Below are 23935 nucleotides of genomic sequence, written 5' to 3' on the forward strand. Positions count from 1 at the left end.
GGGGGAGATGTCCGGCAGGACAGAGGGGGGCAAACTCGGCACTGTCCCCGCCGAAAACGACGCCACCACGCGATTGCGAGGATCACCATGTCCGAAACACCAACCGAACTCGACGTCCTGAAGACCACCGAGCGCTGGGCCGGCGAGGGCCGCAAGCTGGCGCTGGCCACCGTCGTCGAGACCTGGGGCTCGGCGCCGCGCCCGACGGGCAGCCATCTCGTCATCGACGAGGAGGGTAATTTCGAGGGCTCGGTCTCCGGCGGCTGCGTCGAGGGCGCGGTCGTCTCGGAAGCGCTCGACGTCATCGGGGCGGGCGAGCCGCGCATCTTGGAATTCGGCGTTGCCGACGAGACCGCGTGGCGGGTGGGGCTTTCCTGCGGCGGGCGCATCCGGGTCTATGTCGAGAAGGTGGCCTGATGGACCGCGCCCTTCTTTCCGCCCTCAACGAAGAGCGCGCAGCGCGCCGTGCCGCGGTGGTGGTGACCGAGCTTGCGAGCGGTCGTCAGCGGCTGGTGCGCGAGGCGGAGGTCACTTCCGATCCGCTGTCCGCCGAGATCGAGAAGACGATCCGGTCGGGCAAGTCGGGCATCGCCGAGACGCCCGACGGCGAGGTGTTTCTCAACGCCCATCTGCCGCCGGCCCGCATCGTCGCCATCGGCGCGGTCCATATCAGCCAGGCGCTGGCGCCGATGGCCAAGATCGCCGGCTTCGACATTGAGATCGTCGATCCACGCACGGCATTTGCCAGCGCCGATCGCTTTCCCGGCGTGACGCTCCACGCCGAATGGCCGGAGGACGTTTTGAAACAGCGGCCCTTCGATGCCTATACGGCGGTCTGCGTCATCACCCACGATCCGAAGATCGACGATTTTCCGCTGATCTCTGCCTTAAAGACGGGCTGCTTCTACATCGGCGCGCTCGGCAGCCGGAAGACCCATGCCAAGCGCGTGGAGCGGCTGATCGCGGCCGGCATCCCGCAATCCTCCATCGATCGCATCGAGGCGCCGATCGGCGCCGATATCGGCGCGGCCAACCCCGGCGAGATCGCGGTCGCGATCCTCGCCTCGGTGATCGAGGCTTTCCGCAAACGCAAGATGTTCGCCGACAGGCGCGGCGAGACCGAGGCGGCATGAGGTTCGGGCCGGTTCCCGTCGCACAGGCCGAGGGCGCGCTGCTTGCCCATTCGCGCAGCGTCGAGGCGGGCAGGATCGCCAAGGGCACCCGGCTGACGGCGGACGATGTCGCGACGCTTTTGGGCGCCGGGATCGAGAGCGTCGTCGTCGCCCGCCTCGACGCCGGCGATCTCACCGAGGACGAGGCCGCGGCCCGTATCGGGGCTGGGCTGGGCGGCTCGCATCTGGCGGTGGCGGACGCTGCGACCGGCCGGGTCAACGTCCATGCCGCGGCCTCGGGGCTGTTCGTCCCCGATCGGGAGAGCGTCGACAGGGTCAACGCCGTCGATCCTTCGATCACGCTCGCAACGCTCGATGAGTTCGAGCCGGTCGCCGACGGCCGGATGGTCGCCACGGTGAAGATCATTCCCCTTGCGGTCTCGGGCGCGTCGGTCGAGCGGGTGCTGGCGATCCTTGCCGAAAAGCCGGCCTTTCGCCTCTCGCCCTACGAGCCGAAGAGGATCGCGCTGATCCAGACCGAACTTGCCGGCACGAGGCCGAAGATGCTCGACAAGACGCGGCGGGTGACGGAGGCGCGGCTGGCGCCCTCCGGCTCGAGCGTCATCGCCGAATGGCGCTGTCCTCACCAGGCCGAGCCCCTGGCCGAAAGCCTGCGGCGGGCCGGCGACGCCGATCTCGTCCTCGTCTTCGGCGCCTCGGCCGTGATCGACGCCGACGACGTCATTCCGGCCGCGATCCGCTCGGCCGGCGGGACGGTCGAGTACCTCGGCATGCCGGTCGATCCGGGCAACCTCCTGCTGCTCGGCGAACTCGGCGGCCGGCCCGTACTCGGCGCGCCGGGTTGTGCGCGGAGCCCGAAGGAGAATGGTTTCGACTGGGTGATCAATCGCTTGCTGGCCGATCTTCCGGTGACGGGTGAAGACATCCGCAAGATGGGTGTCGGCGGATTGTTGATGGAGATCGCCTCCCGGCCCAGGCCGCGCGAGGGCGAGCGGGACGATGCCGACACCGCACAGGAGGACAGCGATCCCGCCGTCGACATCGTGGTGCTCGCCGCCGGCCGCTCGAGCCGCATGGGCGGGCCGAACAAGCTCCTCGCGGACTTCGGCGGCAAGAGCTTGATCCGCCGCAGCGTCGAGACGGCGCTGGGCGCGAGGAACGCCGAAACCGTGCGCGTCGTGACGGGCCACATGCAGAGCGAGATCGTCGCGGCGCTTGACGGGCTCGATGTCGAGATCGTCGAAAATCCAGACTTTGCCGACGGGCTTTCCACCTCGCTCAAGGCCGGTTTCGCAGCGTCGCGGGAGGCGGACGGCGTTCTCGTCATGCTGGCCGACCAGCCGCTGTTGACGGCGACCGATCTCGACCGGCTGATCGCCGCCTTCACCGGGCGGGGGCGGGGCGCCATCGTTGCGGCCAGCGATCGCGGCACGCGGCGCAACCCGGTGATATTGGCTCGCGGCTTTGCGGAAGAGATCGAGGCGCTCGCCGGCGACGTCGGCGCGGCCCGGTTGATCGCGCGCCATTCCGAAGCGCTGGTCGAGGTCGAGATCGGCGAGGCCGCGAGTGTAGACGTCGATACGCCCAAGGCGCTGGCGGCTGCAGGGGGACGGTTCGTGGCGGGGTGAGGCGCCCGCGCATGGCGGCGTGAGGGCCCTTCGGGGAACGTCGCGGCGAGGCACCCCCCTCTGTCCTGCCGGACATCTCCCCCACAAGGGGGGAGATCGGCGGTATTGGGGTTCGGCGCCTTTTCGTCAATGTTTGAGCGGCCTTACCTATCGAAGAGTGGCGTGGCGCAGGTGACGATTCGATCTCCCCCCTTGTGGGGGAGATGCCGGCAGGCAGAGGGGGGGATCGCCGCCGCAACGTCTGCAAATCTCACATCCGGCGACGGGGGGCCGATGGCCTCGGCCGAGGGAACGTTTCGCCGATGCGCGGCCTTCCGTTTTCTTGACGCAACGACCCATCGCGACTGACAGACAGGAAAGCGACCGCATGGACGAATTTGTCCGCTCCATCATGGAGACCCTCGGGGTCTTCGGCATCGGCCTTTTGATGTTCCTCGAAAACGTCTTTCCGCCGATCCCGTCCGAGCTGATCATGCCGCTTGCAGGCTACCAGTCGGCCAAGGGGGAGATGTCGCTCCTTGCGGTCATCGCCTCGGGCACGATCGGATCGCTGCTCGGGGTCATCCCCTGGTACTATGCCGGCCATTATATGGGCGAGCGGCGGATGAAGCGGCTTGCGGCGCGCCATGGCCGCTGGCTGACGCTGTCGCCCCAGGATGTCGACAACGCCAATCAATGGTTCCGCGAAAAAGGCGCCCGCGCCGTGCTCTTCGGGCGGCTCGTGCCGACCGTGCGGACGCTGATATCGGTGCCGGCAGGCATCGCCCACATGCCCATGCCGACCTTCGTCGTCTATTCGGCCATCGGCGGAGCCGTGTGGACGGCGTTTCTGGCGCTGCTCGGCTTTCTGCTCGGCCAGCAATATGCGCTTGTCGAAGGTTATGTCGGCCCGGTTTCGAACGTCATCATCGTCGCGATCGTCGTCTTCTACATTTACAGGGTGATCACCTTCGATCCGGGGCCGCAGCGCGACACCGGGCCGGCGAATGAAGAGCGCGGTGGCTGACGCACTCTTAAAGTCTCGACTTGTTCCAATCACCGCGATGGGCGACAAGACATGCCGCCGCATCAAAGGTGAGACCCATGAGCCAGACTGCGTTACCCGTCTTCCAGCTTCCTGACGTCACTCGGGCGAGGCGTCTTTCCGGCCGCGTCGCTGGCCTCTTTCGCACGAAGAGCGAGGGGTTCGTGACGAGCCCGGTAGAGCGGCTGGAGCTTGGCTATGAGGGGATCGCCGGTGACCGCCACGGCGGCATCACGCGCAAGAGCGGCGGACGCGAGCCGTGGTACGAGCGCGGCACCGAGATGCGAAACGAACGGCAGATCTCGATCCTGTCGCCCGACGAGCTTGCCCTGATTGCCGAGACGATGGGGATCGCGGAGCTGCGGCCCGAATGGATCGGCGGCAATCTCCTCGTCGAAGGAATTCAGCAGCTGACATGGCTGCCGCCGCGCACGCTTCTGTTCTTCGAGGGCGGCGTCACGCTGAAGGTCGACGGGGACAACGGTCCCTGCCGTTTCGCCGGTCGCGCCGTCGCCGAGAAGGTCGGCGGGGGAACGGATGTCGAGCTCGGCTTCGTTCCTGCCGCCAAAAAACGGCGCGGGCTCGTCGCCTGGGTCGAGAAACCGGGAACGATCGCGGCCGGCGAGCGCTTCGAGGCGCATGTTCCGGAGCAGTGGATCTATCCGGCTTGAACGGATTGCCGATCTTGAGACGAGCTCGCGGCCTTGCCGCGTCTTTCGGCGCGAATGGGAGGGCGTGACCTGTCATTCGCGGCCAAAGCCGAGCGGTATGTCAAAGACCTCGTGCGCGTCTCCGGCGATCCGATGCCGTGGAAGGCCGTCGGTGCGACGCTGCTCGCCGCCGCATTGCCCCCGGTCATCTGCGGCGTCTTCTTCGGCAAGCTCGCCATCGCCGCGCTGATCGCCTCGATGTCGGCGCATCTCGCCGCCAAGGACGTGCGCACGGGCAGCGCCGGGCTGATCGTGTTCTCGACCGGGCTGGCCGGCTTCGTCTGTCTCGGCCGGCCGGAGATGACGCTGCTCGTCGCGCCGATGGTCGGCATCGCGGCGGCGACGGCCGGCCATTACGGCTTTGCCAAGCCGGTGATCCGCGGGCTGATCTTCTGGACGATCTTCACCAGCCAGCTCATTCCCACCGATCAGCCCGAGGCGATGTTCCTCGTCTACTGCCTGTCGATGCTGTGGAGCCTGCGGGTGACGCATCTCGCCGGACTTGCCGCGACCATTGCACCCGAGGAGCCGGCGTCGAGCCAGTATTCGGCGATATTCGCCGCCGTTCTGGCGGTCGGGCTGGCGATCTCGGTCTATGTCGGCCAGCGGCATCTGGGCGCCCACGGTTTCTGGTTCCCGCTGACCTTCGTGGCGCTCTGCCTGCCGCCCCATGGCCAGCTCTTCTCGCGGACCTGGCAGCGTGCGATCGGCACGATCGTCGGAACGCTGGTCGTGTTTCTCGCCGGTCTCGTCACCACCGATCCCTGGTGGATCGCGCCGCTCGGCGTCGTCGCCCTGCCGCTCGGCTTCCGCATCCTGCCGCAGAGCTACACCGGCTTCATCACCTGCCTGACGATCACGGTCCTCGCCTTCCTCAACATCGCGACGCCCATCGACACGCTGGCCTTCGAACGCCTCGCGACCATGGGCCTTGCGGCGCTGATGACCGGGGTGCTGGCGGCGATCGGGGCGCTGGTACTGTGGTTCGTCAAGCCCGAGGCGTTGCGGTCGCTGACGAAGGACGGGGGGTGATGGGGGGCTGGCGAGGGGCGTGACCGTCGACGGGAGTTGGGCCTAGGCTCCCGACGCTCCGTCATCCCGGGCTTGACCCGGGATCCATTCCTCCGCGCCGAAGCGGCATCGACGATGCAGAATGCCAATGCTCGACCGGAGCGGCAGCGTCAACGGCTTGGAGTGGATCCCGGGTCAAGCCCGGGATGACGAGGTTGAGGGGATGGCACCCGTCCTGCGAACGCTGTGGCAGGCGCGTCTCTCAAGTCTTCGGCGACTTCCGGCGACCAGAGCTTCGCCGTGGAATTCGTCACTTGGCATCCCAATGGCGCAAAATCGCGACCGTCAGGTGGACAGGCCGGGAGAGGGGCTCCAATGCAGCGCGCCGCCCTGCCCCTCACGCCCCGCCGAGTAGGTCCTTGTATTCCTCGCGCAGGACGTTCTTCTGCACCTTGCCCATGGTGTTGCGGGGAAGCTCGTCGACGAAGACGATGCGCTTGGGCTGCTTGAAGCGGGCGAGCTTGTCCTTGAGGGCGGCGATCACCGCCTCTTCCTCCAGCGGCTCCTTCGCCACGACGCAGCCGACGACGCCCTCGCCGAAATCCTTGTGGGGTACGCCGATCACCGCGCTTTCGACGACGCCGGGAAGCTCGTCGATGACGAGTTCGACTTCCTTCGGATAGACGTTGTAGCCGCCGGTGATGACCAGGTCCTTGCCGCGCCCGACGATGGTGACGTAGCCGTCCGCGTCGACGAAGCCGAGATCGCCGGTGATGAAGAAGCCGTCGTCACGAAACTCCGAGGCGGTCTTTTCCGGCATCTGCCAGTAGCCGGCGAAGACGTTCGGTCCCTTCACCTCGATGACGCCGATTTCGCCTCGGGGCAGGATCTTGCCGCTCTCGGGGTCGGCGATGCGCAGCTCCGTGCCCTCGAGCGGGAAGCCGACGGTGCCGGCGCGGCGCTCGCCCTCATAGGGGTTCGAGGTATTCATGTTGGTTTCGGTCATGCCGTAGCGCTCGAGAATGCGCTGGCCGGTCGCGGTCTCGAAGGCCCGGTGGGTTTCGGCCAGAAGCGGCGCCGAGCCCGAGGTGAACAGCCGCATATGGGCGGTCAATTCCCGGTTCAGGCGCTCGTCGGCGAGGAGCCGGGTATAGAAGGTCGGAACGCCCATCATCGAGGTCGCCTGCGGGAGATATTCGAACACCGCGTCAGGGTCGAATTTCGGCAGGAAGATCAGGCCGCCACCGGCGATCGTCACCGTGTTCGAGGCGACGAAGAGGCCGTGGGTGTGGAAGATCGGCAGGGCGTGGAGAAGCTCGTCCTTCTCCGTGAAGCCCCATGTCTCCTGCAGCACCTTCGCGTTGGACAGAAGATTCGCATGGCTCAGCATCGCGCCCTTGGAGCGGCCGGTCGTGCCGGAGGTGTAAAGGATCGCGGCGAGGTCTTCCGGGTCGCGGGCAACGGTGGCGAAGGTCTCGTCGGCCGACAGAACCTTTTCGCTCAGGGAGCTGGCGCTCCCGTCCGTCGAACTCCGGAAGCCGAGCGTCTCGATCGCTGCCCCGGCCTTTTCGGCGATCGGCGCCAGCTGCTCGCGCTTCTTCGGATCGCAGACGAAGATTCTGGGCCCGGCATCGGTGAGGAAGTATTCGATCTCGGCCGGCGTGTAGGCGGTGTTGAGCGGCAGGAAGACGCCGCCGGCCCGGACCGTTGCGAGATAGAGCATCAAGGCTTCGATCGACTTTTCGACCTGCACGGCCACCCGGTCGCCTGGACGAAGCCCCAGATCCGTCAGGACGTTGGCGAAGCGCGCCGAAACCGTCTCGACATCGCCGTAGGAAAACTTTCGGCCGTCCGGCAGGAGCGCGAAACGGCGGCCGGGATTTTCGCGGCCCTTCTTCAGGAGCGCGTCGAAAAGCGTGTTGGTCATGCGACGTCCTTCAATGTGTGTCCGCTGCGGCCGGGCAGGAGGCTCGTCACCGCGCGGCTGGCGGCGACTTCACCGTCCGCGGCATAGGCCTCGTGCCGCTGCTCGACCCTCGGCAGATCGTAGAGATAGTTGACCATCAGGCCATGGGCCTGCTTCAGGCCGCGCGCTGACGGATCGCCGAGATGCATGATACGGTTCAGCATCGCGCCGTTGCCGAGATGAAACCGCGCCACCGGGTCCTGCGGCTGGCCATCGCCGCGCTTGGCCCTCAGGAAATAGCGCGCGGCGAGCGACAGAATCCCGGCCCGGATTTCATCGACGGCCGACGGGTCAGCCTGCCAGTCCCTGACCCCGACGATCTCGATCGCCCGCTTTTCGGCCGGCGCCAGCCGCTCACGGAAGTCTTTCGGCAGCGCCTCGACCCACGCCGCGAAGCCCGGCACGGGCGACAGCGTGACGAAGGTCTTCAGGTTCGGAAAGTGTTCCTTCAGATCCTCGGCCACCTGCTTGATCAGGAACGAGCCGAAGGAGACGCTGGCAAGGCCCTTGTGGCAGTTGGAGATCGAATAGAACACGGCCGTCTGTGCCGCTTCGGCGGTGATGGTCGGCCGCTCCGGGTCGAGCACCGAGGCGATCGACGTCGGAATCTCGTCGGTCAGCGCGACCTCGACGAAGATCAGCGGGTCGTCGGGGATCGAGGGGTGGAAGAAGGCGAAGCAGCGCCGGTCCGTAGGGGCGAGACGCTGGCGCAATTCGTCCCAGTTGCCGATGGCGTGGACCGCTTCGTACTGGATGATCTTTTCCAGGATCGAGGCCGGCGTGTTCCAGTCGATCGGCCTCAGCATCAGGAAGCCGCGATTGAACCAGGACTGGAAGAGGTGTTTCAGATCGCTGTCGACGGGGCCGAGCCTTTCGGGATCGGCGCGCACGACCGGCAGGAAACGCTCGCGCAGTTTGACGAGTTCGGCGGTGCCGCCGGGGGCAAGGTTCAACCGCCGAAACAGCTCCTGGCGGGGCGGCTCGGCAATCTCCTGCAGACGGCTCAGATTTATCAGGCTCGGATCTGCGGCATAGGCGCTTGCGGCTTCGGCGAGGTCGGCCGGGTCCGGCGAGAACTCTTCTGCCAGCATGTGGCAGAAACGCTTGATGCCCTTGTCGCTGAGCGCCCGCACGCCGTTGATGATGTCGGCGGCCATGCGAACGCCCGTCGCCTCGCCGCGCGAGGAGACGAGGCGATGACAGAGCGCGGCGATCTCCGGCACCTCGACGCTCGGCGGCGCCTCGTCCCCGGAGAACCAGGACCTCGCGCCGATCGAACTCAAAAGGTCGGACAGAAGGGAAACGCGGCTCATCTGGCAGCTCCCATCACGTAGTCTGGCAAGAACAGCGCGATCTGCGGAAAGACGCAGAGCGTGACGATTCCCAGCACCATGCACAGGACATAGGGCAGGGATCCGCGCAGAATTTGGCCGAGCGAGATGTCCGGCGCAATCCCGTTGATGACGTAAAGGTTGAGGCCGACCGGCGGGGTGATCAGGCCGATCTCCATGTTGATCGTCAGGATGACGGCGAACCAGTAGGGGTCGAAGCCGGCATTGGTGATGATCGGCAGAAGGATCGGCGCGGTCATCAGGATGACGCCCACCGGCGGCAGGAAGAAGCCGGCGACGAGGAGGAAGACGTTGATCACCGCCATCAGCACCCAGCGGTTCACCTCCATGTCGGCGATGGCCTGGGCGATCGACTGGGTGATGAACATCGAGGAGAGGGCGAAGGCGAAGAGATCGGCCGCACCGATGATCAGCATGATCATCACGCTCTCCTTGAGCGTGTCGCGGAAGATCACGTTCATCGAGGAGAACTTCCAGGCCTTCGAGAAGATACCGTAGACCACCGCGACGAGGATCAGACAGAACAGCGCGCCGACGCCGGCCGCTTCCGACGGCGTGGCGACGCCGCCATAGAGCACCCAGAGAACGCCAACGATGATCGCGAGGAACGGCAGAACCCGCGGCAGCGCGGAAAAGCGCTCGCGCATGGAGAAGTTCTGGGTCAGCTCCGACAGGCCGAGGCCCCGGCGTTTGCAGGCGATGATCGTCCAGGCCATGAAGAAGATCGTCAGCATCAGGCCAGGCAGCAGGCCGGCGAGGAACAGCCGGCCGATCGAGGTCTCCGTCGCGATGCCGTAGACGATCATCGTCACCGAGGGCGGGATCAGGATGCCGAGCGTGCCGCCGGCGGCGATGGAGCCTGCGGCGATCTCGGCCGGATAGCCGCGCTGGCGCATCTCCGGAATGCCCATCTTGCCGATCGCCGCACAGGTGGCGGGCGAGGAGCCGGACAGGGCCGCGAAGATCGAACAGGCGCCGAGATTGGACAGGACGAGGCCGCCTGGAACGCGGTTCAGCCAGCGGTCGAGCGCCTCATAGAGATCCCTGCCGGCCGGCGAGGAGGCGACGGCCGCGCCCATCAGGATGAACATCGGCACGGCGACGAGGCTGAAGGGCGAGAGATAGCCGAAGAACTGCTCGCCGATGGTCTCCAGGAAGAAGCCGCCATAGACGGTGTAGAGCGCGCCCATGGCGACGAGGCCGAGGGAGAAGGCGATGGGTGTGCCGATGGCGAGAAGGCCGAGCAGGGCGCCCAGCATCACCAGGCCGGAGACAAGCGGCGTCACGAGCGGGCCTCTTTGGTGGTCTCGTCGAAGAGCTCGGTCTGATGGGTGACCTGGTAGGGACCATCGAGGACGAGCCGCATGATCTCCGCGACATATTGCAGAGCCAGCATCAGCGTGCCGACCGGCATCGGCAGGAGCGGCATCCACAAGGGCACGGCCCAGACGGTGTCGCTGGTCCAGCCGCCGCTCCACGCCTCCTCGAAGTGGATCCAGCCGGCATAGGCCAACATCGCGACGAAGAGGAGGGAGAACACAGCCGCGAGCAGCTGCATCACGAGCCGCACACGCAAGGGCGCCGCGATCTGCAGGATGTCCACATTGACGTGGCCGCGCACGATCAGCACCCAGGGCGCCCCGATGAAGGTCGCCGCGACGATGGCATAGGCGGTGTATTCGGTCTGCCAGACCGTCGACCATCCGAGCGCATAGCGCACGAAGACCATGTGGCTGACGGACAGGACGGCGGACAGAAGCAGGACTGCGGCGAGAACGCCGAGACCGCGCGAGATCGCCGAAACCGCCGAAATGTAGAGGCGCATTGAAGGTCCCTGAATAAAGGCGGGTGATCGAGGCGGCGAGGCCTGAAACCCGCCGTCACATCACCCCGAGAGCGGAGCGCGGCGTCGGTGCGCCGCGGCTCCTGGTGCTTCGCAGATGGCGCCTATTCGACGGCAAGCGCCTCGTCGATCAGCTTCTGGCCGTTCGGCACCTTCTTGGCGAACTCCTTGTAGGAGGTCTCCTTGGCGATCTTCAGCCAGGCGTCATAGTTTTCCTTGGACATCGTCGTGACCTCGACGCCGTTCTCCTTGTAGACGTCGACGAGTTTCTGATCGAGGTCCTTGGCCTCGCCGGCGAAATAGTCCTGCGCGACCTTGCCCGCGGCCATCACGGCCTCTTTCTGCTTGTCGTCCAGGCGCTCGAAGGAGCGCTTCGACATCAGGATCGGCTCATACATGAACCACAGGGCGTTTTCGCCCGGGGCGGTCAGGCACTTGGCCACTTCATAGATGCGGTAGGAGACCAGCGATCCCGAAGAGGTGTTGGCGCCGGTCAGAACGTTCTGCTGCATGCCGGTGTAGATTTCCGACGAAGGCATCGAGGAGATCGACGCGCCGGCGCCGACCAGCATTTCCTCGAATGCCGGGCCGGCGGCCCGCAGCACCTGGCCCTTGGCGGTCTCGGGCGAGGTGATGCACTCCTTCGAAGAAACGAAGCCGCCGGCGAGCCAGGCGTCCGACAGGACGATGGCGCCGGCCTTCTCGATCTCGGCCTTGATGTCCTTCATGAAGGGCGAATCGTTCAGCCGCGCGGCGCGCTCGTGGCTGCCGACGAGGCCGGGCATCAGGGTCGCCGAAAAGGACGGATGGCGGCCGGACGCATAGTCGAGCGGAAAGGCGGTGATGTCGATCTGGCCCTTGGTGACGGCGCCCCACTGGTCTTTCGCCTTGAAAAGCGATTCCCCGGGGAACACCTGCAGCGTCAGCCCGACATCGGCCTTCTGCAGCTCCTTGCCGATCAGTTGCACCATCTCGTCGCGCACATCGCCCTTGCCGCCGGGCCACTGATGGGAAGCCCGCAGGGTCATGTCGGCAGCGACGGCCGAGCCGCAAAGGGCGAGGCCGCAGACGGCGGATAAAAGCAATTTCTTCATGGTCATTCCTCCCGAGTGAAAACAAAGGGTCGCGCAAAGTCTGCGTCCGCGAGGCTCCTCCAAGCCTTGTGTGAAACCAACATCGGGTTGCACACGGTGTCAAGGTAATTGTATACGATTGAGCCGAAAACGTCCTCGGCACGGTCATGAACGATACCGCCAGATACGCCATCCCCGCCGATATGCTGGTTGAAAAGCTCGACGCCCGTCGTGCCGGCCGCCGGCAATCAAAGGCCGGTCGCGTCAAATCCGGCGAGATACGCGAGATCCTCGAGCAGGAGATCGTCACCGGGGAGCGATCGGCAGGGGAGCGGCTCGACGAGCAGGCCGTCGCCGGCCGTTTCGGCGTGTCGCGAACGCCCGTGCGGGAGGCGATCAACCAGCTCGCTTCCGCCGGTCTGGTCGAGCTGATTCCCAATCGCGGCGCCTTCGTGCGCGAAACCGGCCTTGCCGACCTCGTCGAGATGTTCGAGGTGATGGCCGAAATGGAAGCCATGGCCGGCCGGCTCGCCGCGCGTCGCATCGACGCGGCCGGGCGGGCAAAGCTTCAGGTGGCGCTCCTCGCCTGTGAAAGCGCCGCGGCGCGTGACGCGGACGACGCGTCGGACGCCTATTATTACGAGAACGAGCGGTTTCACGAGGCGATCTACGACGCTTGCGGCAACAGGTTTCTTGCCGGCGAGGCGAGGCGCCTGCATCAGCGGCTGAAGGCGTTCCGGCGCCTCCAATTGCGCGTCCCTCAGCGTATGCGGCAATCGCTGGCGGAGCACCGCCGGATCGTCGCGGCCATCGAAGCGAGCGACGGGGAGCGGGCGGAGGCCGAGCTGAAGGCTCACATCACCGTTCAGGGAGAGCGCTTCGCCGATCTTGTCGCCAGTCTGAAGCCGAAGGGCGACTGAGAGCGGTCACGGCTTTGTGACAGATGCCTGCCGGTTGGTGCGGCCGAACCCGAAGCTACTTCCTCACTGAGCCGATCAGTCTGAATCACTGTTCACCGATCTCGTAAGGAAGACCGTCCATGCAGAAATTTTTGGCCGCCGCCGTGATCCCCATGCTGCTCGCGGCAGGTCCCGCTCTGGCGCAGACGACGCCCGACATGGGCGACGCCAAGAAAGTCGAGCTCAAGGGCACTGACGGGACATCCATGGGCACGGCCTCGGTCGTGCCGACGGCCCACGGCGTCATCATCGAGACCGATCTTCAGAATCTGCCCGATGGCGTCCACGGCTTCCATATTCACGAGACCGGCGCCTGCGACGGCGACTTCACCTCGGCCGGCGGCCATTACAATCCGTCCGGCGCCGATCACGGCTATCTCATGGAGGCGGGGCCGCATGCCGGCGACATGCCCAACGTGACCGCCATCGACGGGGCCGTGAAGGTCACCGTCTTCAATGGGGGCGTCAGCTTGACCGGGGGCGAGGCGCCGCTCGACGATGAGGACGGCTCTGCCCTGTTGATCCACTCCGGCGCCGACGACTATGCCTCGCAGCCTTCCGGGGATGCGGGAAGCCGCATCGCCTGTGGGGTGATATTCCCGGCCAGGTGATCGTCCCTACTTTGCCATCGAGGGAGCGGCAACCGGTCCGGGCCGCCGTCCTCGCATGACGGAACGGGCACAGGACGGGCGGTAAGATCACACGATGGGAATAGCATTCGCACAGACGGCCGCGCCGTCGGGGCAGGGCGGAAATCCGCCCGAGAGCGTCGATGCGGCAATGAAGCTCGATCCCGCCTTCGCGCTCGGCAAGGTCGAGAGCTGGGTCATCGGTTTCCAGAAGCTCCTGCCCAACATCGTCGTCGCGCTCGTCGTCTTTGCGATCTTCTGTTTCTTCGGCTGGCTGGTCGGGCGCCTATTCGTGCGCTGGGCCAAACGGCGCAGCCGCGACAATCTCGGCGAGGTGCTCGGCTCCTTCCTGAAATGGGCGATCATCGTCTTCGGCGTCCTGATCGCGCTGACGATCGTCATCCCCTCGCTCAATCCGGCCGATCTTCTCGCCGGCCTCGGCGTCGGTTCCGTTGCGATCGGTTTTGCCTTCAAGGACATTCTGCAGAATTGGCTGGCCGGATTGCTTCTGCTCCTGCGCCAGCCCTTCCATGTCGGCGATCAGATCATCGTCAATGGCTATGAGGGGACGGTCGAATGGATCGAGACCCGGGCGACGATCATCACCACCTATGACAAGCGCCGGGTGATCATTCCCAATTCCGACGTCTATTCGAGTGCCGTGACGGTCAACACGGCCCACGAGCTGCGCCGCTCGCAATATGACGTCGGCATCGGCTATGGCGACCGGATCGATGTCGCGCGCGATGCGATCCTCGCCGCGCTGGCCGAGACGCCGGGCGTGGAGAAGGAGCCGAACTACGAGGTTCTCGTCTGGGATCTCGCCGCATCCTGGGTGACGCTCAGGGTCCGCTGGTGGACCAATTCCGTGCGCACAGACGTCGTCCATACCCAGGCGGAGGCGCTCGAACGGATCAAGGCCGCGCTCGAAGCAGCCGGTGTCGACATGCCGTTCGAGACGCAGGTCCTGCTTTTCCATGACCAGAGCGAGGAGACCGACGGACGGCGCGGAAAGCAGCGCGAGGGCTGGCCGAAGCCGGCATCCGGCGAACCGCCGCGACCTGCGCGGCTTGTCCGCAGCGATACTGGAGACGGTGAGCGAGCGAAAAATTGACCGCCCCAGCGCGCCCAAAGGCTTCTTTCAACGCGACCGGACGCTGCCTTCGGACGGGCACCTGATGTCAGGGCAGCCAGGTAATCGGCTGGTAGCCAGGCAGTGCCTCGATGCGGCGCAGCCATGCGGAGATGGCGGGAAAGGCGTTGAGATCGAAGCCGCCTTCGTCCGCGACATGGGTATAGGCATAGAGCGTGATGTCGGCGAGGCTGGCTGATCGCCCGGCGAGCCAGTCATGCTCTGCGAGCCGCCGCTCCATGACGCCGAGCGCCTTGATCCCGCCTGCGAGGGTTTCCGCAAGGCGGTCGTCTGTCGCGAAGGCACTCAAGCGTGGATAGATGATCAGGGATCGACGGACGGCCACGAACGGCTCGTGGCTGTATTGTTCGAAGAACATCCAAGACAGCATCTCGGCCCGCTCGAACGGGTCAGTCGGAACAAACGCCGTTCCTTCGCCGAGGTAGTATAGAATGGCGTTCGATTCCGGCAGGTAGCGCCCATCGTCGGTCTCGAGCAGCGGAACCTTGCCGACGGGGTTTTTCGTCAGATACTCCGGCCGTGCCGTGCCGCCGTCTTCAGTCGAAACCCCGATGTGTCTGAATGAGCGGCCAATCAGCGCGGCAAGCAGGCGCGGCTTGTAGCAGTTGCCGGAACTAGGCATCCCGTAGATGGTGATCATGAGCTGGTCCTCAGCGACAGTCTGCCGGGACGGTGCCATGATCAGGCGCGCCGGCGCCAATTCATTTTGATGAAGTGAGCGATCAGACCAGGAGTTTTTCCAGCGACTGCTCGGTCTGGACCGAGGAAAACTCGATGGCGAAGCCGTCTTCGAGATGACGCACGACGCGGCCCTGCATCATGCCGAGGGTGATCCTCGAACTCAGGGCCGGGCGCACCTGGCAGCTCACCGCCGCGCCGGACAGCGACAGATCGATGATCTTGACCTCGTAGCGCCGGCCATCGTCGAGAACGATCTCGACCCGACGTTCGGTCGGCGTCAGGCGCTGATGACGACGGTCTTCGGGCAGGTCGAGTTCGCCGCGATTGGCGAACCATGTCAGCCGCGATGCCAGTTTTTCGCGTTTGCGCTCGGTATTGACGAGGTCGACGGCAAATCCGCCGGGATAAAGGCGGGCAACCTTTCCTTCGAGCCGTCCGATGTGGTCGATGTAGAAAATAATGCGCTCGCCCGCGCGTGGCTCGACAGGCGTTGCGACGGAGATGCCGCCCGGCGACATGTTTTCCACCCGGCAGGGGAACTCGTCGAAGCTTTCCAGCATGAACCGGCCAAGCAGATCGAGTTTCACGCGGCTGAAGCGGCGACGGTCGGTCGGTTCGGGGCGAGAAGGTTGAGCCATCATGTTCATCGCGATCCGCTCGCCCCTATCAACTGCGACCAACTGCCACCGGTGTGAGTCGCAAAAACATTACTCAGCGAGGGTTAAGAAATCGTGGAAACACGCCAGGGTTGGGGGGCGGACCACGGCCACGGGTGCGGCAAAATAGCGAGACTTTGAAACGTTAACGAAATTTCAGAGAATTGATTGCGGGGCCAACACGGCGACGTTACCACCGTTTCGAGGACATTTCCGGTCTTCGTAGCGCAGCTTTTTTCTCGCTCCTGGCGGGAGCGGGCAAACTTTTCAACCGCCTGTCCCCCGGACAGGCGGTTTTTTCTTGACGCAATATCAGCCGTTGCGGCTAGGCCGATTGCCGGGATCGGCCCCTCCTTGCGAATATTTTAACGTAAATGGTCGGGCTGAAAATCGCCGGATCGGGCTATCCCTGCACCGATCAATCTCGCCCATGATCGACGGCGCCGTTCCATCGCGCCGGCGGATATGCCAATTGAAGGCCGCCTCCCTGCCGAGGCACCGGATGCTGGCGGCGTCTTTCCGTGTCGGGCGACCGGGCATCCCAAACGGTGATGGAGATTTCGTGTCCGAGCAGCACGTTCCGAACGAACCGCGACCCGAAGCGTCGGTTCGTCCCCCGCCCGCTTTCAACGTTCCCGGTGTCATCCTGGTCCTCGTCGCGATCATGGGCGCGGTCCACGCCTATCGCACGCTGATCCTCGGGGATGTCGCTTCGGCACGTTTCGTGTTCGACTTCGCCTTCATTCCGAGCTGCTACGGCTCCGCCGACGACCTTTGTCTCGTCCGGCCCCTGGGCGCCGATCTCTGGTCACCGCTGACCTACGGTTTCCTGCATGGCAGCTGGACCCATTTCGGCGTCAACACGGTCTGGCTTCTGGCGTTCGGAACGCCGGTGGCGCGACGTCTCGGCACATCGCGGTTTCTGGCGTTCTGTGCCGTTGGAACGGTCGCCGGCGCGGCCGCCTTCTATCTCGTCAATGCCGGTCTCGACGCCCCGGTCATCGGTGCCTCGGGGACGGTCTCCGCGCTGATGGGCGGCGCCTGCCGCTTCGCCTTCGTCAGGACCTCCTCCTTCCGGGGCTTTTCCGCAAATCGCTGGCACCCGGTGATGTCCGTCCGCGAGGCGCTGGCAGACCGGACGGTCCTCGTCTTCGTCATCGCCTTCTTCGTCACCAACTTCTTCGTCGGCTCCGGTGTCGGTGGCGCCCTGGGCGGAGGCGGCGAGGTCGCATGGGAAGCTCATCTCGGCGGCTTCGTCTTCGGATTCTTCTGCCTGCCGCTGTTCGACGGCTTGCGAACTCGCCGTTGACACGCTGCAAGACGCGGCAGAATTGCGCGTGAGCCAGACGGGGACTTGCCGTCTTGCTCGCATTGTCTCACCTTTCCTTATTTGGGAGAAACGGGAGGCAAGCATGAATGTCGGACATATTCTGAAGGCCAAGGGTTCGGACGTCTTTACCCTGCGACCGGACGTGTCGCTGGCGGAGGTGGTCAGGCTGCTCGCCGAGCGGCGCATCGGCGCGATCGTCCTCCTCGACGAGGACGGGCGTGTCGCCGGCATCGTCTCCGAGCGCGACGTCGTTCGGGTGCTGGCGAAATCCGGTGCGGAGATTCTGGACAAGCCGATCGGCGAGGCGATGACGGCCAAGGTGCAGACCTGCACGAGCTCCACCCCGATCGAGGATGTGCTTGGGGTGATGACCCGCGGACGCTTCCGCCATTTGCCCGTCTACGAGGATGATCGGCTCGCGGGTATCATCTCGATCGGCGACGTCGTGAAGGCCAAGATCGAGGAAGCCGAACGCGAAGCCGAACAGATGCGTGAATATATTGCCGCCGGCTGAGATGTCTTGCAGGCGAGACGAGATCTGTCGCCGAACTTCAGGGCGGCCGTGACAGCCGCCCGCAGCCCGGCACGATAGCCCGCGTTTATGCTCGCAGCGTCTCGGCCTGGTGGTTCTCCGCCATGCGCTGGATTTCCGACATGCGGCTCTTGGTGGCGCTGTAGCCGATCTCGATCGCCTCGGCTGCGCGGAAGAACTCCCATAGGCCGATGTCGCGCACGCGCGGCTGCAGCGAAAGATCCGGCGGATCTCCGGCAAGGCGTGCCCGCGAGATGCGATCCTGGATGATGTTGAACGCGTCGACCATCGTGCGGGTCAGGCCGAGCTTCTTGCGCCGCTGGGCCGCGAAATCGCGCTCGTCGTCGGGCGGCGAGACTCCCTGAAAGGCCTGGGCGCCATCCGCCTGGTCGTCGCTCGCCCGCATTCTGAGGACGGCGGCGCGGCCGAAGAGGTCGTAGTGCAGGTTGACGGCCATGACGTTCTGCTGTTCGAAGACGCGGCAGACATTGGCCGGTACGGGATTGACCAGCGCGCCGTCCATCAGGCGGCGGCCGCCGCATATCACCGGCTCGAAGACGCCGGGCAGCGCATAGGATGCCCGCATGGCAAGGACGAGCGAGCCGGAATCGAGCCAGACTTCGTGGCCGGTCTGGGCATCCGTCGCAACGCAGATGAGCGGCCGACTGAGATCTTCGATCTTCGTATCCGACAGGGCCTCCGTCAGTCGCCGGGAGAGCCTCAACCCGCCGATCAGGCCGGAGCCGCCGATCCTGAAGTCGAGATAGCGGATCAGGCCGCGCCGGGTCAGCGAGCGCGCAAAATCCTCGAGCTCGGAAAGCTTGCCGGCCAGATAGCAGCCCCCGACCAGCGCGCCGATGGACGTGCCGGCAATCATCGAAATCGGGACCTGGCCTTCATCCAGCGCCCTGAGGACGCCGATATGGGCCCAGCCCCGCGCTGCACCGCCGCCGAGGGCCAAGGCGATGCCGGCCGAAGGTTTCGGCTGCGTCAGAGCGGGGCTCTGCGACAGCTGCGGTTGGCCGCTCGGTTCTTCGCGCCAACCGAAGACACGCTCGAGCATGGCTGCCCTCCGGTTCCGGTCGTTCAGTTCAATGAGCCTAGCCCGAACTCTTGACCATCCTGTTAAAGATCGAAGGCCTTACGATTGCAACCGGCTTTGGTCGTCTCAAGACGCTTGATGCCGTGGAACGACCGTTTCCAGCGATCGGTCGTCAGAGCGAACCGTTCGATAAAAGCAGGTCGTGCGGCCCGTATGGCAGGTGTCCTCGCGCTTCTGGCATTCCACCTTCAACCACACGGCGTCCTGATCGCAATCGACCCGGATTTCCTTGACGAGCTGCAACGCGCCCGAAGATTCGCCCTTCTTCCACAGCGCTTTGCGCGACCGCGACCAGTAGTGGGCGTAGCCACTCGCCAGCGTGCGATCGAGCGCCTCGGCGTTCATGTGGGCGACCATCAGCAAATCGCCGCTCGCATGATCGGTCGCAACGGCCGTGACAAGGCCGTTCGCATCGAAACGAGGACGCAATGTCTGCCCTTCTTCCTGCTCCGGCGCGCTGGAGGAGGGCGGATCGAACGGGTCGTCGGTCATTGGTTTTGCTGCGCCTCAGAGCCCGAGAAGCCGCAGGATGCGATCCTGCTGCGCGGCATCGTCGGCAAAGACACCACGATAGGTTCCGGTGAAGGTCGACGAGCCCTGGCTGCGGATCCCGCGCATCGACATGCACAGATGCTCCGCCTCGAGGATCACCGCGATCCCCCGGGGTTTCACCGTCTTCATCAGCGCATCGGCGATCTGTGCGGTCATCGCTTCCTGGGTCTGCAGGCGCCTGCCGAAGATATCGACCAGCCGGGCGATCTTCGACAGGCCGAGCACACGCCCGTCGGGAAGATAGGCGACATGCGCCTTGCCGATCACCGGCACCATGTGATGTTCGCAATGGCTGTGGAATTTGATGTCCTTGACGAGCACCACGTCGTTATAGCCGGCGACCTCCTCGAACACCCGGCCGAGCACTTCGGCCGGTTCGCTGCGATAGCCGCCGAACAGCTCCTCGTAGGCCTTGACAACGCGCTTGGGTGTCTCCTTCAGACCCTCGCGATCAGGATCTTCGCCGATCCAGCGCAGAAGCGTCTCGACGGCCGCCTCGGCCTCCGCGCGGCTCGGGCGGACAACGTCTGAGCCTTCCGGCTTCTCGGGAAATTTCTTGACCACTGCTTCCATAGTCTCACGCTCCGAAAATGTCGGAATTCGAGCCGCCACCCAGAGGGAATGGAGATCCGGGGCATGGCCCGACCGTCCCTCTCCTGCGGCTGTCTCTGGCTTCTTCACGTCGTCTCGTTCCTTGCGGAATGAAGGCGGGCCGAAGCGATCGGGAGTGTCGGCTCGGCAAACGGGTTACAGGCAGCCTATCGAAGCGGCGACCGGGCACCTATATAATTGGCAAGGCGGCCCATTGACAGGCCGAGAGATGAAAAGTCGGTATGAGGAACGATACCGTGATAGACGACGTCTATAATGAAAAGATCCTGGGATTTGCCGGCAACATCCCGCGAATCGGGCGACTGGCCGAACCGGACGCCTCGGCGACCGCGCATTCCCGGCTTTGCGGTTCGACCGTGACCGTCGACCTGAAGGTGGAGGACGGAAAGGTCGCCGACTTTGCCCACGAGGTGAAGGCCTGTGCGCTCGGCCAGGCCTCGTCCTCGGTGATGGCCAGCCACATCGTGGGCTCGACGACGGAGGAGCTGCGCGCCATACGCGAGACGATGCGGGCGATGCTGAAGGAAAACGGTGAGCCACCTGCGGGCCGCTTCGAGGACCTGAAATATCTGGAACCTGTGCGCGATCACAAGGCGCGGCACGCCTCGACGATGCTGACTTTCGACGCGGTGGTCGAGGCACTCGACAAGATCGAGGCTGAGAGGCGCGGCGAGGCGGCCTGAACAAGCGACGTCGGGCATCGCGGCCTCGCCATGCGATGGAAGAGGCAGGCGATAAACCGGGGTCGGCCGGAAAAGGGGATCTCAAGCCATGAAGCCGAGCGAAGCCCTCGAGAAACACCGCGAGACGATCCGGGAGATCCTGTCGCGCTATCCGGTGAGCAACCCGCGCATCTTCGGCTCTGTCGCCCGCGGCGAGGATACCGAGGAGAGCGATCTCGATATTTTGGTCGATGTCGAGCGTGGGGCGCTTGGTGCCGTCAGCCTGACCCTGATGGATCTGTCTCGCCTCGAGATAGCCCTCCGGGAGGCCGCCGGTGTTCCCGTCCATGTCAGCCTCCAGGATGGTCTTTCGTCGTCGTTCCTGAAACGTGTTGGAAATCGCGCAGTCGCGCTATGATGACGGAGCGCCTGATCGATGATCTGTTGTCCCTTCGCCGCTGGTGTCGCGAGGCGGAGGTTCTCGTCGAGGGCAATCCGGATGCGCTATTCTTGGCGAATCGCGTCTACGAACTCGCTCTTTCCAAGGCAATGGAACAGGTTGGCGAGGTGAGCCGGAGGATCATGATCAGGCTCCTGGCTTCGCGCGCGCACTCGCAGAGCTCGAGCTCGAGGCCGCCAACGGGATGAGAAATCGAGTGGCTCACGGCTATGAAGATGCCATCGTAGAAATCGTCTTGAATGCCGCCAGGCATGACGTGCCGAAACTTCGCGCCGCCGTTGAGAAGATCCTTTCAGATGCCGGCGAAGATCTCGCGTAACTACACCGGCCCCTGGCCGAAGACACCCGGGAGACTGATCGGCGTCGGCGTCGTGCGGCTCTATCAGCTGACATTCTCACCGCTCGTCGGCAGCCATTGCCGGCATCTGCCGACATGTTCCGAATATGCCTATGAGGCGATCGCCCGGCATGGGCTCCTGCGCGGCGGCTGGCTGTCGGCGAAGCGCGTCGCCAAATGCGGGCCGTTCGGAACGTCGGGCATCGACAACGTGCCGGATTGACGGCCGGTCGGCGCTTGTCGGCCCGCGCATTCCCGAATATATGCCGGCTCCTGTCACCCGATGTCACACCCACCCGCGCTCGTAGGCGGGACTGGAACAGGAGATTCCCATGGCCAATGCCGTTTCCCTGATTTTTCCCGACGGATCTGAACGCTCTTTCGATGCTGCGGTGAGCGGCGCGGAGATCGCTGCCGGCATTTCGAAGTCGCTCGCCAAGAAGGCGATCGCCTACGCCGTCGACGGCGAAGTGCGCGATCTCGCCGACCCCGTTGCCAACTCCGGCAAGCTGGAGATCCTCACCCGCGACGATCCGCGCGCGCTCGAACTCATCCGTCACGACGCGGCCCATGTCATGGCGGAAGCGGTGCAGGAGCTTTGGCCCGGCACCCAGGTGACCATCGGCCCGGTGATCGAGAACGGCTTCTATTACGACTTTGCCAAGAACGAGCCCTTCACGCCCGAGGACCTGCCGGTCATCGAGAAGAAGATGGCCGAGATCATCCGCCGCAATGCGCCTTTCAAAAAGGACGTCTGGTCGCGCGAAAAGGCCAGGCAGGTCTTTGCCGACAAGGGCGAGAGCTACAAGGTCGAGCTGGTCGACGCGATCCCCGAGGGGCAGGATCTGAAGATCTACTCCCAGGGTGAGTGGTTCGATCTGTGCCGCGGGCCGCACATGGCCTCGACCGGCCAGATCGGCGAGAACTTCAAGCTGATGAAGGTTGCCGGCGCCTATTGGCGGGGGGACAGCAACAACGCGATGCTGAGCCGCATCTACGGCACCGCCTGGGCGACCAAGGAACAGCTGGCCAACTACCTCCACATGCTGGAGGAGGCCGAAAAGCGTGACCATCGCCGCCTCGGCCGCGAGATGGATCTCTTCCATTTTCAGGAGGAGGGGCCGGGCGTCGTCTTCTGGCACGGCAAGGGCTGGAAGATGTTCCAGACCCTCGTCGCCTACATGCGCCGCCGGCTCGACGGCGTCTATGACGAGGTCAACGCGCCGCAGATCCTCGACAAGTCGCTCTGGGAGACCTCCGGCCACTGGGGCTGGTATCAGGAGAACATGTTCGCGGTGAAGTCGGCCCACGCCTTCACCCATCCCGACGACGAGGAGGCCGATCACCGGGTCTTCGCGATCAAGCCGATGAACTGCCCGGGCCACGTGCAGATCTTCAAGCATGGCCTGAAGTCCTACCGCGAACTGCCGATCCGGCTTGCCGAATTCGGCAACGTCCATCGCTACGAGCCGTCGGGCGCGCTGCATGGGCTGCTGCGCGTGCGCGGCTTCACCCAGGACGACGCCCACGTCTTCTGCACCGAGGAGCAGATGGCGGCCGAGTGTCTCCGGATCAACGATCTGATCCTCTCGGTCTATGAGGATTTCGGCTTCGACGAGGTGGTGGTGAAGCTCTCCACCCGGCCCGAAAAGCGCGTCGGCTCGGACGAAAGCTGGGACCGCGCCGAGGCGATCATGACCAGGGTTCTGGAAGAGATCGCGGAAAAATCCGGCGGCAAGATCAAGACGGGCATCCTGCCGGGCGAGGGCGCCTTCTACGGGCCGAAGTTCGAATACACCTTGCGCGATGCCATCGGCCGCGAATGGCAGTGCGGCACGACGCAGGTCGACTTCAACCTGCCGGAGCGCTTCGGCGCCTTCTATATCGATCAGAACTCCGAGAAGAAGCAGCCGGTGATGATCCACCGGGCGATCTGCGGCTCGATGGAGCGTTTCCTCGGTATCCTGATCGAGAACTTCGCCGGCCACATGCCGCTGTGGTTCGCGCCCGAACAGGTGGTCGTCGCGACCATCACCTCGGAGGCGGACGACTACGCCATGGAGGTCGTCGCGGCGCTGAAGGCGGCGGGACTGAGGGCGAGCGTCGATCTCAGGAACGAAAAGATCAACTACAAGGTCCGCGAGCATTCGCTGGCCAAGGTGCCGGTCATGCTCGTCTGTGGGAAACGCGAGGCGGAAGAGAAGACGGTCAACATCCGCCGGCTGGGCTCGCGCGACCAGACGTCGGGAGCGCTCGACGCGACGGTTGCGGCGCTCGCCAGCGAAGCGGTGCCGCCGGATCTGAAGCGCAAGCGCGAAGTCACGGATGCCGCGGCCTGAGGCTGGCCAGGCGGTTTCCGTGCAAGAGACCAGGCAATGCGGGCGTCGTGGCGTCCGCATTGCGGCGGGCAGAGCGCCCGGAAATTGCTCTGTCCGTGACTGAAAGCCTCGCATTGTGCTGCGCAGGTTTTCAAGACGCTGGGGATCCGAGACTTCGCTCGAGACGCCATTGATTCGCGACGTTCGTCATT

26 protein-coding genes are annotated in these 23935 nt (G+C 64.9%); 16 read left to right on the forward strand and 10 right to left on the reverse strand.

The annotated features are described in order from the left end of the window. Positions 1–87 precede the first annotated feature (87 nt). The 6 genes from J6595_RS05285 (at position 88) to J6595_RS05310 (ending at position 5527) form a co-directional block, all read left to right on the forward strand. Complete coding sequence (locus J6595_RS05285; RefSeq protein ID WP_209593426.1) at positions 88–417, forward strand: XdhC family protein; 330 nt, start codon at positions 88–90, stop codon at positions 415–417. After that, positions 417–1133, forward strand: coding sequence for an XdhC family protein (locus J6595_RS05290; RefSeq protein ID WP_209593427.1), 717 nt, complete (start codon positions 417–419; stop codon positions 1131–1133). Before J6595_RS05285 ends, J6595_RS05290 begins: the two co-directional genes overlap by 1 nt. Beyond that, a complete protein-coding gene (locus J6595_RS05295; RefSeq protein ID WP_209593428.1) occupies positions 1130–2761 on the forward strand; it encodes an NTP transferase domain-containing protein in 1632 nt (543 codons plus the stop codon). Before J6595_RS05290 ends, J6595_RS05295 begins: the two co-directional genes overlap by 4 nt. Positions 2762–3128: 367 nt before the next feature. Next, entirely contained in the window at positions 3129–3767 is a 639-nt protein-coding gene (locus J6595_RS05300; protein WP_209593429.1) for a DedA family protein, read from the forward strand. 77 nt (positions 3768–3844) lie between these two features. After that, on the forward strand, positions 3845–4456 hold the full coding sequence (locus J6595_RS05305) for an MOSC domain-containing protein (protein WP_209593430.1): 612 nt from the start codon (positions 3845–3847) through the stop codon (positions 4454–4456). Between the two features lie 33 nt (positions 4457–4489). Further along, complete coding sequence (locus J6595_RS05310) at positions 4490–5527, forward strand: FUSC family protein (protein ID WP_209593431.1); 1038 nt, start codon at positions 4490–4492, stop codon at positions 5525–5527. Positions 5528–5903: 376 nt separating this feature from the next. On the opposite strand, the gene J6595_RS05315 is transcribed toward J6595_RS05310, so the two are convergent. The 5 genes from J6595_RS05315 to dctP all read right to left on the reverse strand — a co-directional run bounded on the left by J6595_RS05315 (position 5904) and on the right by dctP (position 11761). Then, complete coding sequence (locus J6595_RS05315) at positions 5904–7433, reverse strand: malonate--CoA ligase (protein ID WP_209593432.1); 1530 nt, start codon at positions 7431–7433, stop codon at positions 5904–5906. Continuing rightward, complete coding sequence (locus tag J6595_RS05320) at positions 7430–8785, reverse strand: malonyl-CoA decarboxylase (RefSeq protein WP_209593433.1); 1356 nt, start codon at positions 8783–8785, stop codon at positions 7430–7432. Before J6595_RS05320 ends, J6595_RS05315 begins: the two co-directional genes overlap by 4 nt. Further along, positions 8782–10110, reverse strand: a complete 1329-nt coding sequence (locus J6595_RS05325; protein ID WP_209593434.1) for a TRAP transporter large permease — start codon at positions 10108–10110, stop codon at positions 8782–8784. Before J6595_RS05325 ends, J6595_RS05320 begins: the two co-directional genes overlap by 4 nt. Further along, on the reverse strand, positions 10107–10649 hold the full coding sequence (locus tag J6595_RS05330) for a TRAP transporter small permease subunit (protein WP_209593435.1): 543 nt from the start codon (positions 10647–10649) through the stop codon (positions 10107–10109). Before J6595_RS05330 ends, J6595_RS05325 begins: the two co-directional genes overlap by 4 nt. A gap of 122 nt (positions 10650–10771) precedes the next feature. After that, positions 10772–11761 carry a TRAP transporter substrate-binding protein DctP gene (dctP, locus tag J6595_RS05335; protein WP_209593436.1) on the reverse strand — a complete coding sequence of 330 codons (990 nt, stop codon included), beginning with the start codon at positions 11759–11761 and terminating at the stop codon, positions 10772–10774. Positions 11762–11907: 146 nt separating this feature from the next. Between dctP and J6595_RS05340 the strand changes: the two genes are divergently transcribed. The 3 genes from J6595_RS05340 to J6595_RS05350 all read left to right on the forward strand — a co-directional run bounded on the left by J6595_RS05340 (position 11908) and on the right by J6595_RS05350 (position 14442). Continuing rightward, positions 11908–12660 (forward strand): GntR family transcriptional regulator, encoded by a 753-nt coding sequence (locus tag J6595_RS05340; RefSeq protein ID WP_245197648.1) that lies wholly within the window; start codon positions 11908–11910, stop codon positions 12658–12660. A gap of 119 nt (positions 12661–12779) precedes the next feature. Next, a complete protein-coding gene (locus tag J6595_RS05345) occupies positions 12780–13310 on the forward strand; it encodes a superoxide dismutase family protein (protein ID WP_209593437.1) in 531 nt (176 codons plus the stop codon). A 94-nt stretch (positions 13311–13404) separates the two neighbouring features. Then, entirely contained in the window at positions 13405–14442 is a 1038-nt protein-coding gene (locus tag J6595_RS05350; protein WP_209593438.1) for a mechanosensitive ion channel family protein, read from the forward strand. Between the two features lie 67 nt (positions 14443–14509). On the opposite strand, the gene J6595_RS05355 is transcribed toward J6595_RS05350, so the two are convergent. Both J6595_RS05355 and J6595_RS05360 read right to left on the reverse strand, forming a co-directional pair. Beyond that, on the reverse strand, positions 14510–15121 hold the full coding sequence (locus tag J6595_RS05355; RefSeq protein ID WP_209593439.1) for a glutathione S-transferase family protein: 612 nt from the start codon (positions 15119–15121) through the stop codon (positions 14510–14512). Positions 15122–15203: 82 nt separating this feature from the next. Then, on the reverse strand, positions 15204–15803 hold the full coding sequence (locus J6595_RS05360; protein WP_245197649.1) for a PilZ domain-containing protein: 600 nt from the start codon (positions 15801–15803) through the stop codon (positions 15204–15206). Between the two features lie 577 nt (positions 15804–16380). Between J6595_RS05360 and J6595_RS05365 the strand changes: the two genes are divergently transcribed. Next, positions 16381–17127, forward strand: a complete 747-nt coding sequence (locus J6595_RS05365) for a rhomboid family intramembrane serine protease (protein WP_342453100.1) — start codon at positions 16381–16383, stop codon at positions 17125–17127. A gap of 103 nt (positions 17128–17230) precedes the next feature. Next, the gene (locus J6595_RS05370; RefSeq protein ID WP_209593441.1) at positions 17231–17662 is read left to right on the forward strand and encodes a CBS domain-containing protein; all 432 of its coding nucleotides are present in this window, start codon (positions 17231–17233) and stop codon (positions 17660–17662) included. Between the two features lie 85 nt (positions 17663–17747). Here the strand turns inward: J6595_RS05370 and J6595_RS05375 are convergent, their stop codons facing one another. The 3 genes from J6595_RS05375 to folE form a co-directional block, all read right to left on the reverse strand. Beyond that, positions 17748–18743: a patatin-like phospholipase family protein gene (locus tag J6595_RS05375; protein ID WP_209593442.1), complete on the reverse strand. Its 996-nt coding sequence runs from the start codon at positions 18741–18743 to the stop codon at positions 17748–17750. A gap of 105 nt (positions 18744–18848) precedes the next feature. Then, complete coding sequence (gene hisI / locus J6595_RS05380) at positions 18849–19274, reverse strand: phosphoribosyl-AMP cyclohydrolase (RefSeq protein ID WP_209593443.1); 426 nt, start codon at positions 19272–19274, stop codon at positions 18849–18851. 15 nt (positions 19275–19289) lie between these two features. Then, positions 19290–19907, reverse strand: a complete 618-nt coding sequence (gene folE / locus J6595_RS05385; protein ID WP_209593444.1) for a GTP cyclohydrolase I FolE — start codon at positions 19905–19907, stop codon at positions 19290–19292. A gap of 275 nt (positions 19908–20182) precedes the next feature. Here folE and J6595_RS05390 point away from each other — a divergent pair, with 275 nt between their 5' ends. From J6595_RS05390 to thrS, 5 genes are all read left to right on the forward strand, one after another. Next, on the forward strand, positions 20183–20629 hold the full coding sequence (locus J6595_RS05390; protein ID WP_209593814.1) for an iron-sulfur cluster assembly scaffold protein: 447 nt from the start codon (positions 20183–20185) through the stop codon (positions 20627–20629). Between the two features lie 88 nt (positions 20630–20717). Then, positions 20718–21026 (forward strand): nucleotidyltransferase family protein, encoded by a 309-nt coding sequence (locus tag J6595_RS05395; RefSeq protein ID WP_209593445.1) that lies wholly within the window; start codon positions 20718–20720, stop codon positions 21024–21026. A 43-nt stretch (positions 21027–21069) separates the two neighbouring features. Continuing rightward, a complete protein-coding gene (locus tag J6595_RS22935; RefSeq protein ID WP_425342126.1) occupies positions 21070–21387 on the forward strand; it encodes a HepT-like ribonuclease domain-containing protein in 318 nt (105 codons plus the stop codon). Beyond that, the gene (gene yidD, locus J6595_RS05405) at positions 21365–21628 is read left to right on the forward strand and encodes a membrane protein insertion efficiency factor YidD (protein ID WP_209593447.1); all 264 of its coding nucleotides are present in this window, start codon (positions 21365–21367) and stop codon (positions 21626–21628) included. Before J6595_RS22935 ends, yidD begins: the two co-directional genes overlap by 23 nt. 109 nt (positions 21629–21737) lie before the next feature. Beyond that, positions 21738–23744 (forward strand): threonine--tRNA ligase, encoded by a 2007-nt coding sequence (gene thrS / locus J6595_RS05410; RefSeq protein ID WP_209593448.1) that lies wholly within the window; start codon positions 21738–21740, stop codon positions 23742–23744. The last annotated feature ends 191 nt before the right edge of the window (positions 23745–23935 follow it).

This window comes from Jiella mangrovi (assembly GCF_017815135.1).
Classification (GTDB): Bacteria; Pseudomonadota; Alphaproteobacteria; order Rhizobiales; family Rhizobiaceae; genus Jiella; species Jiella mangrovi.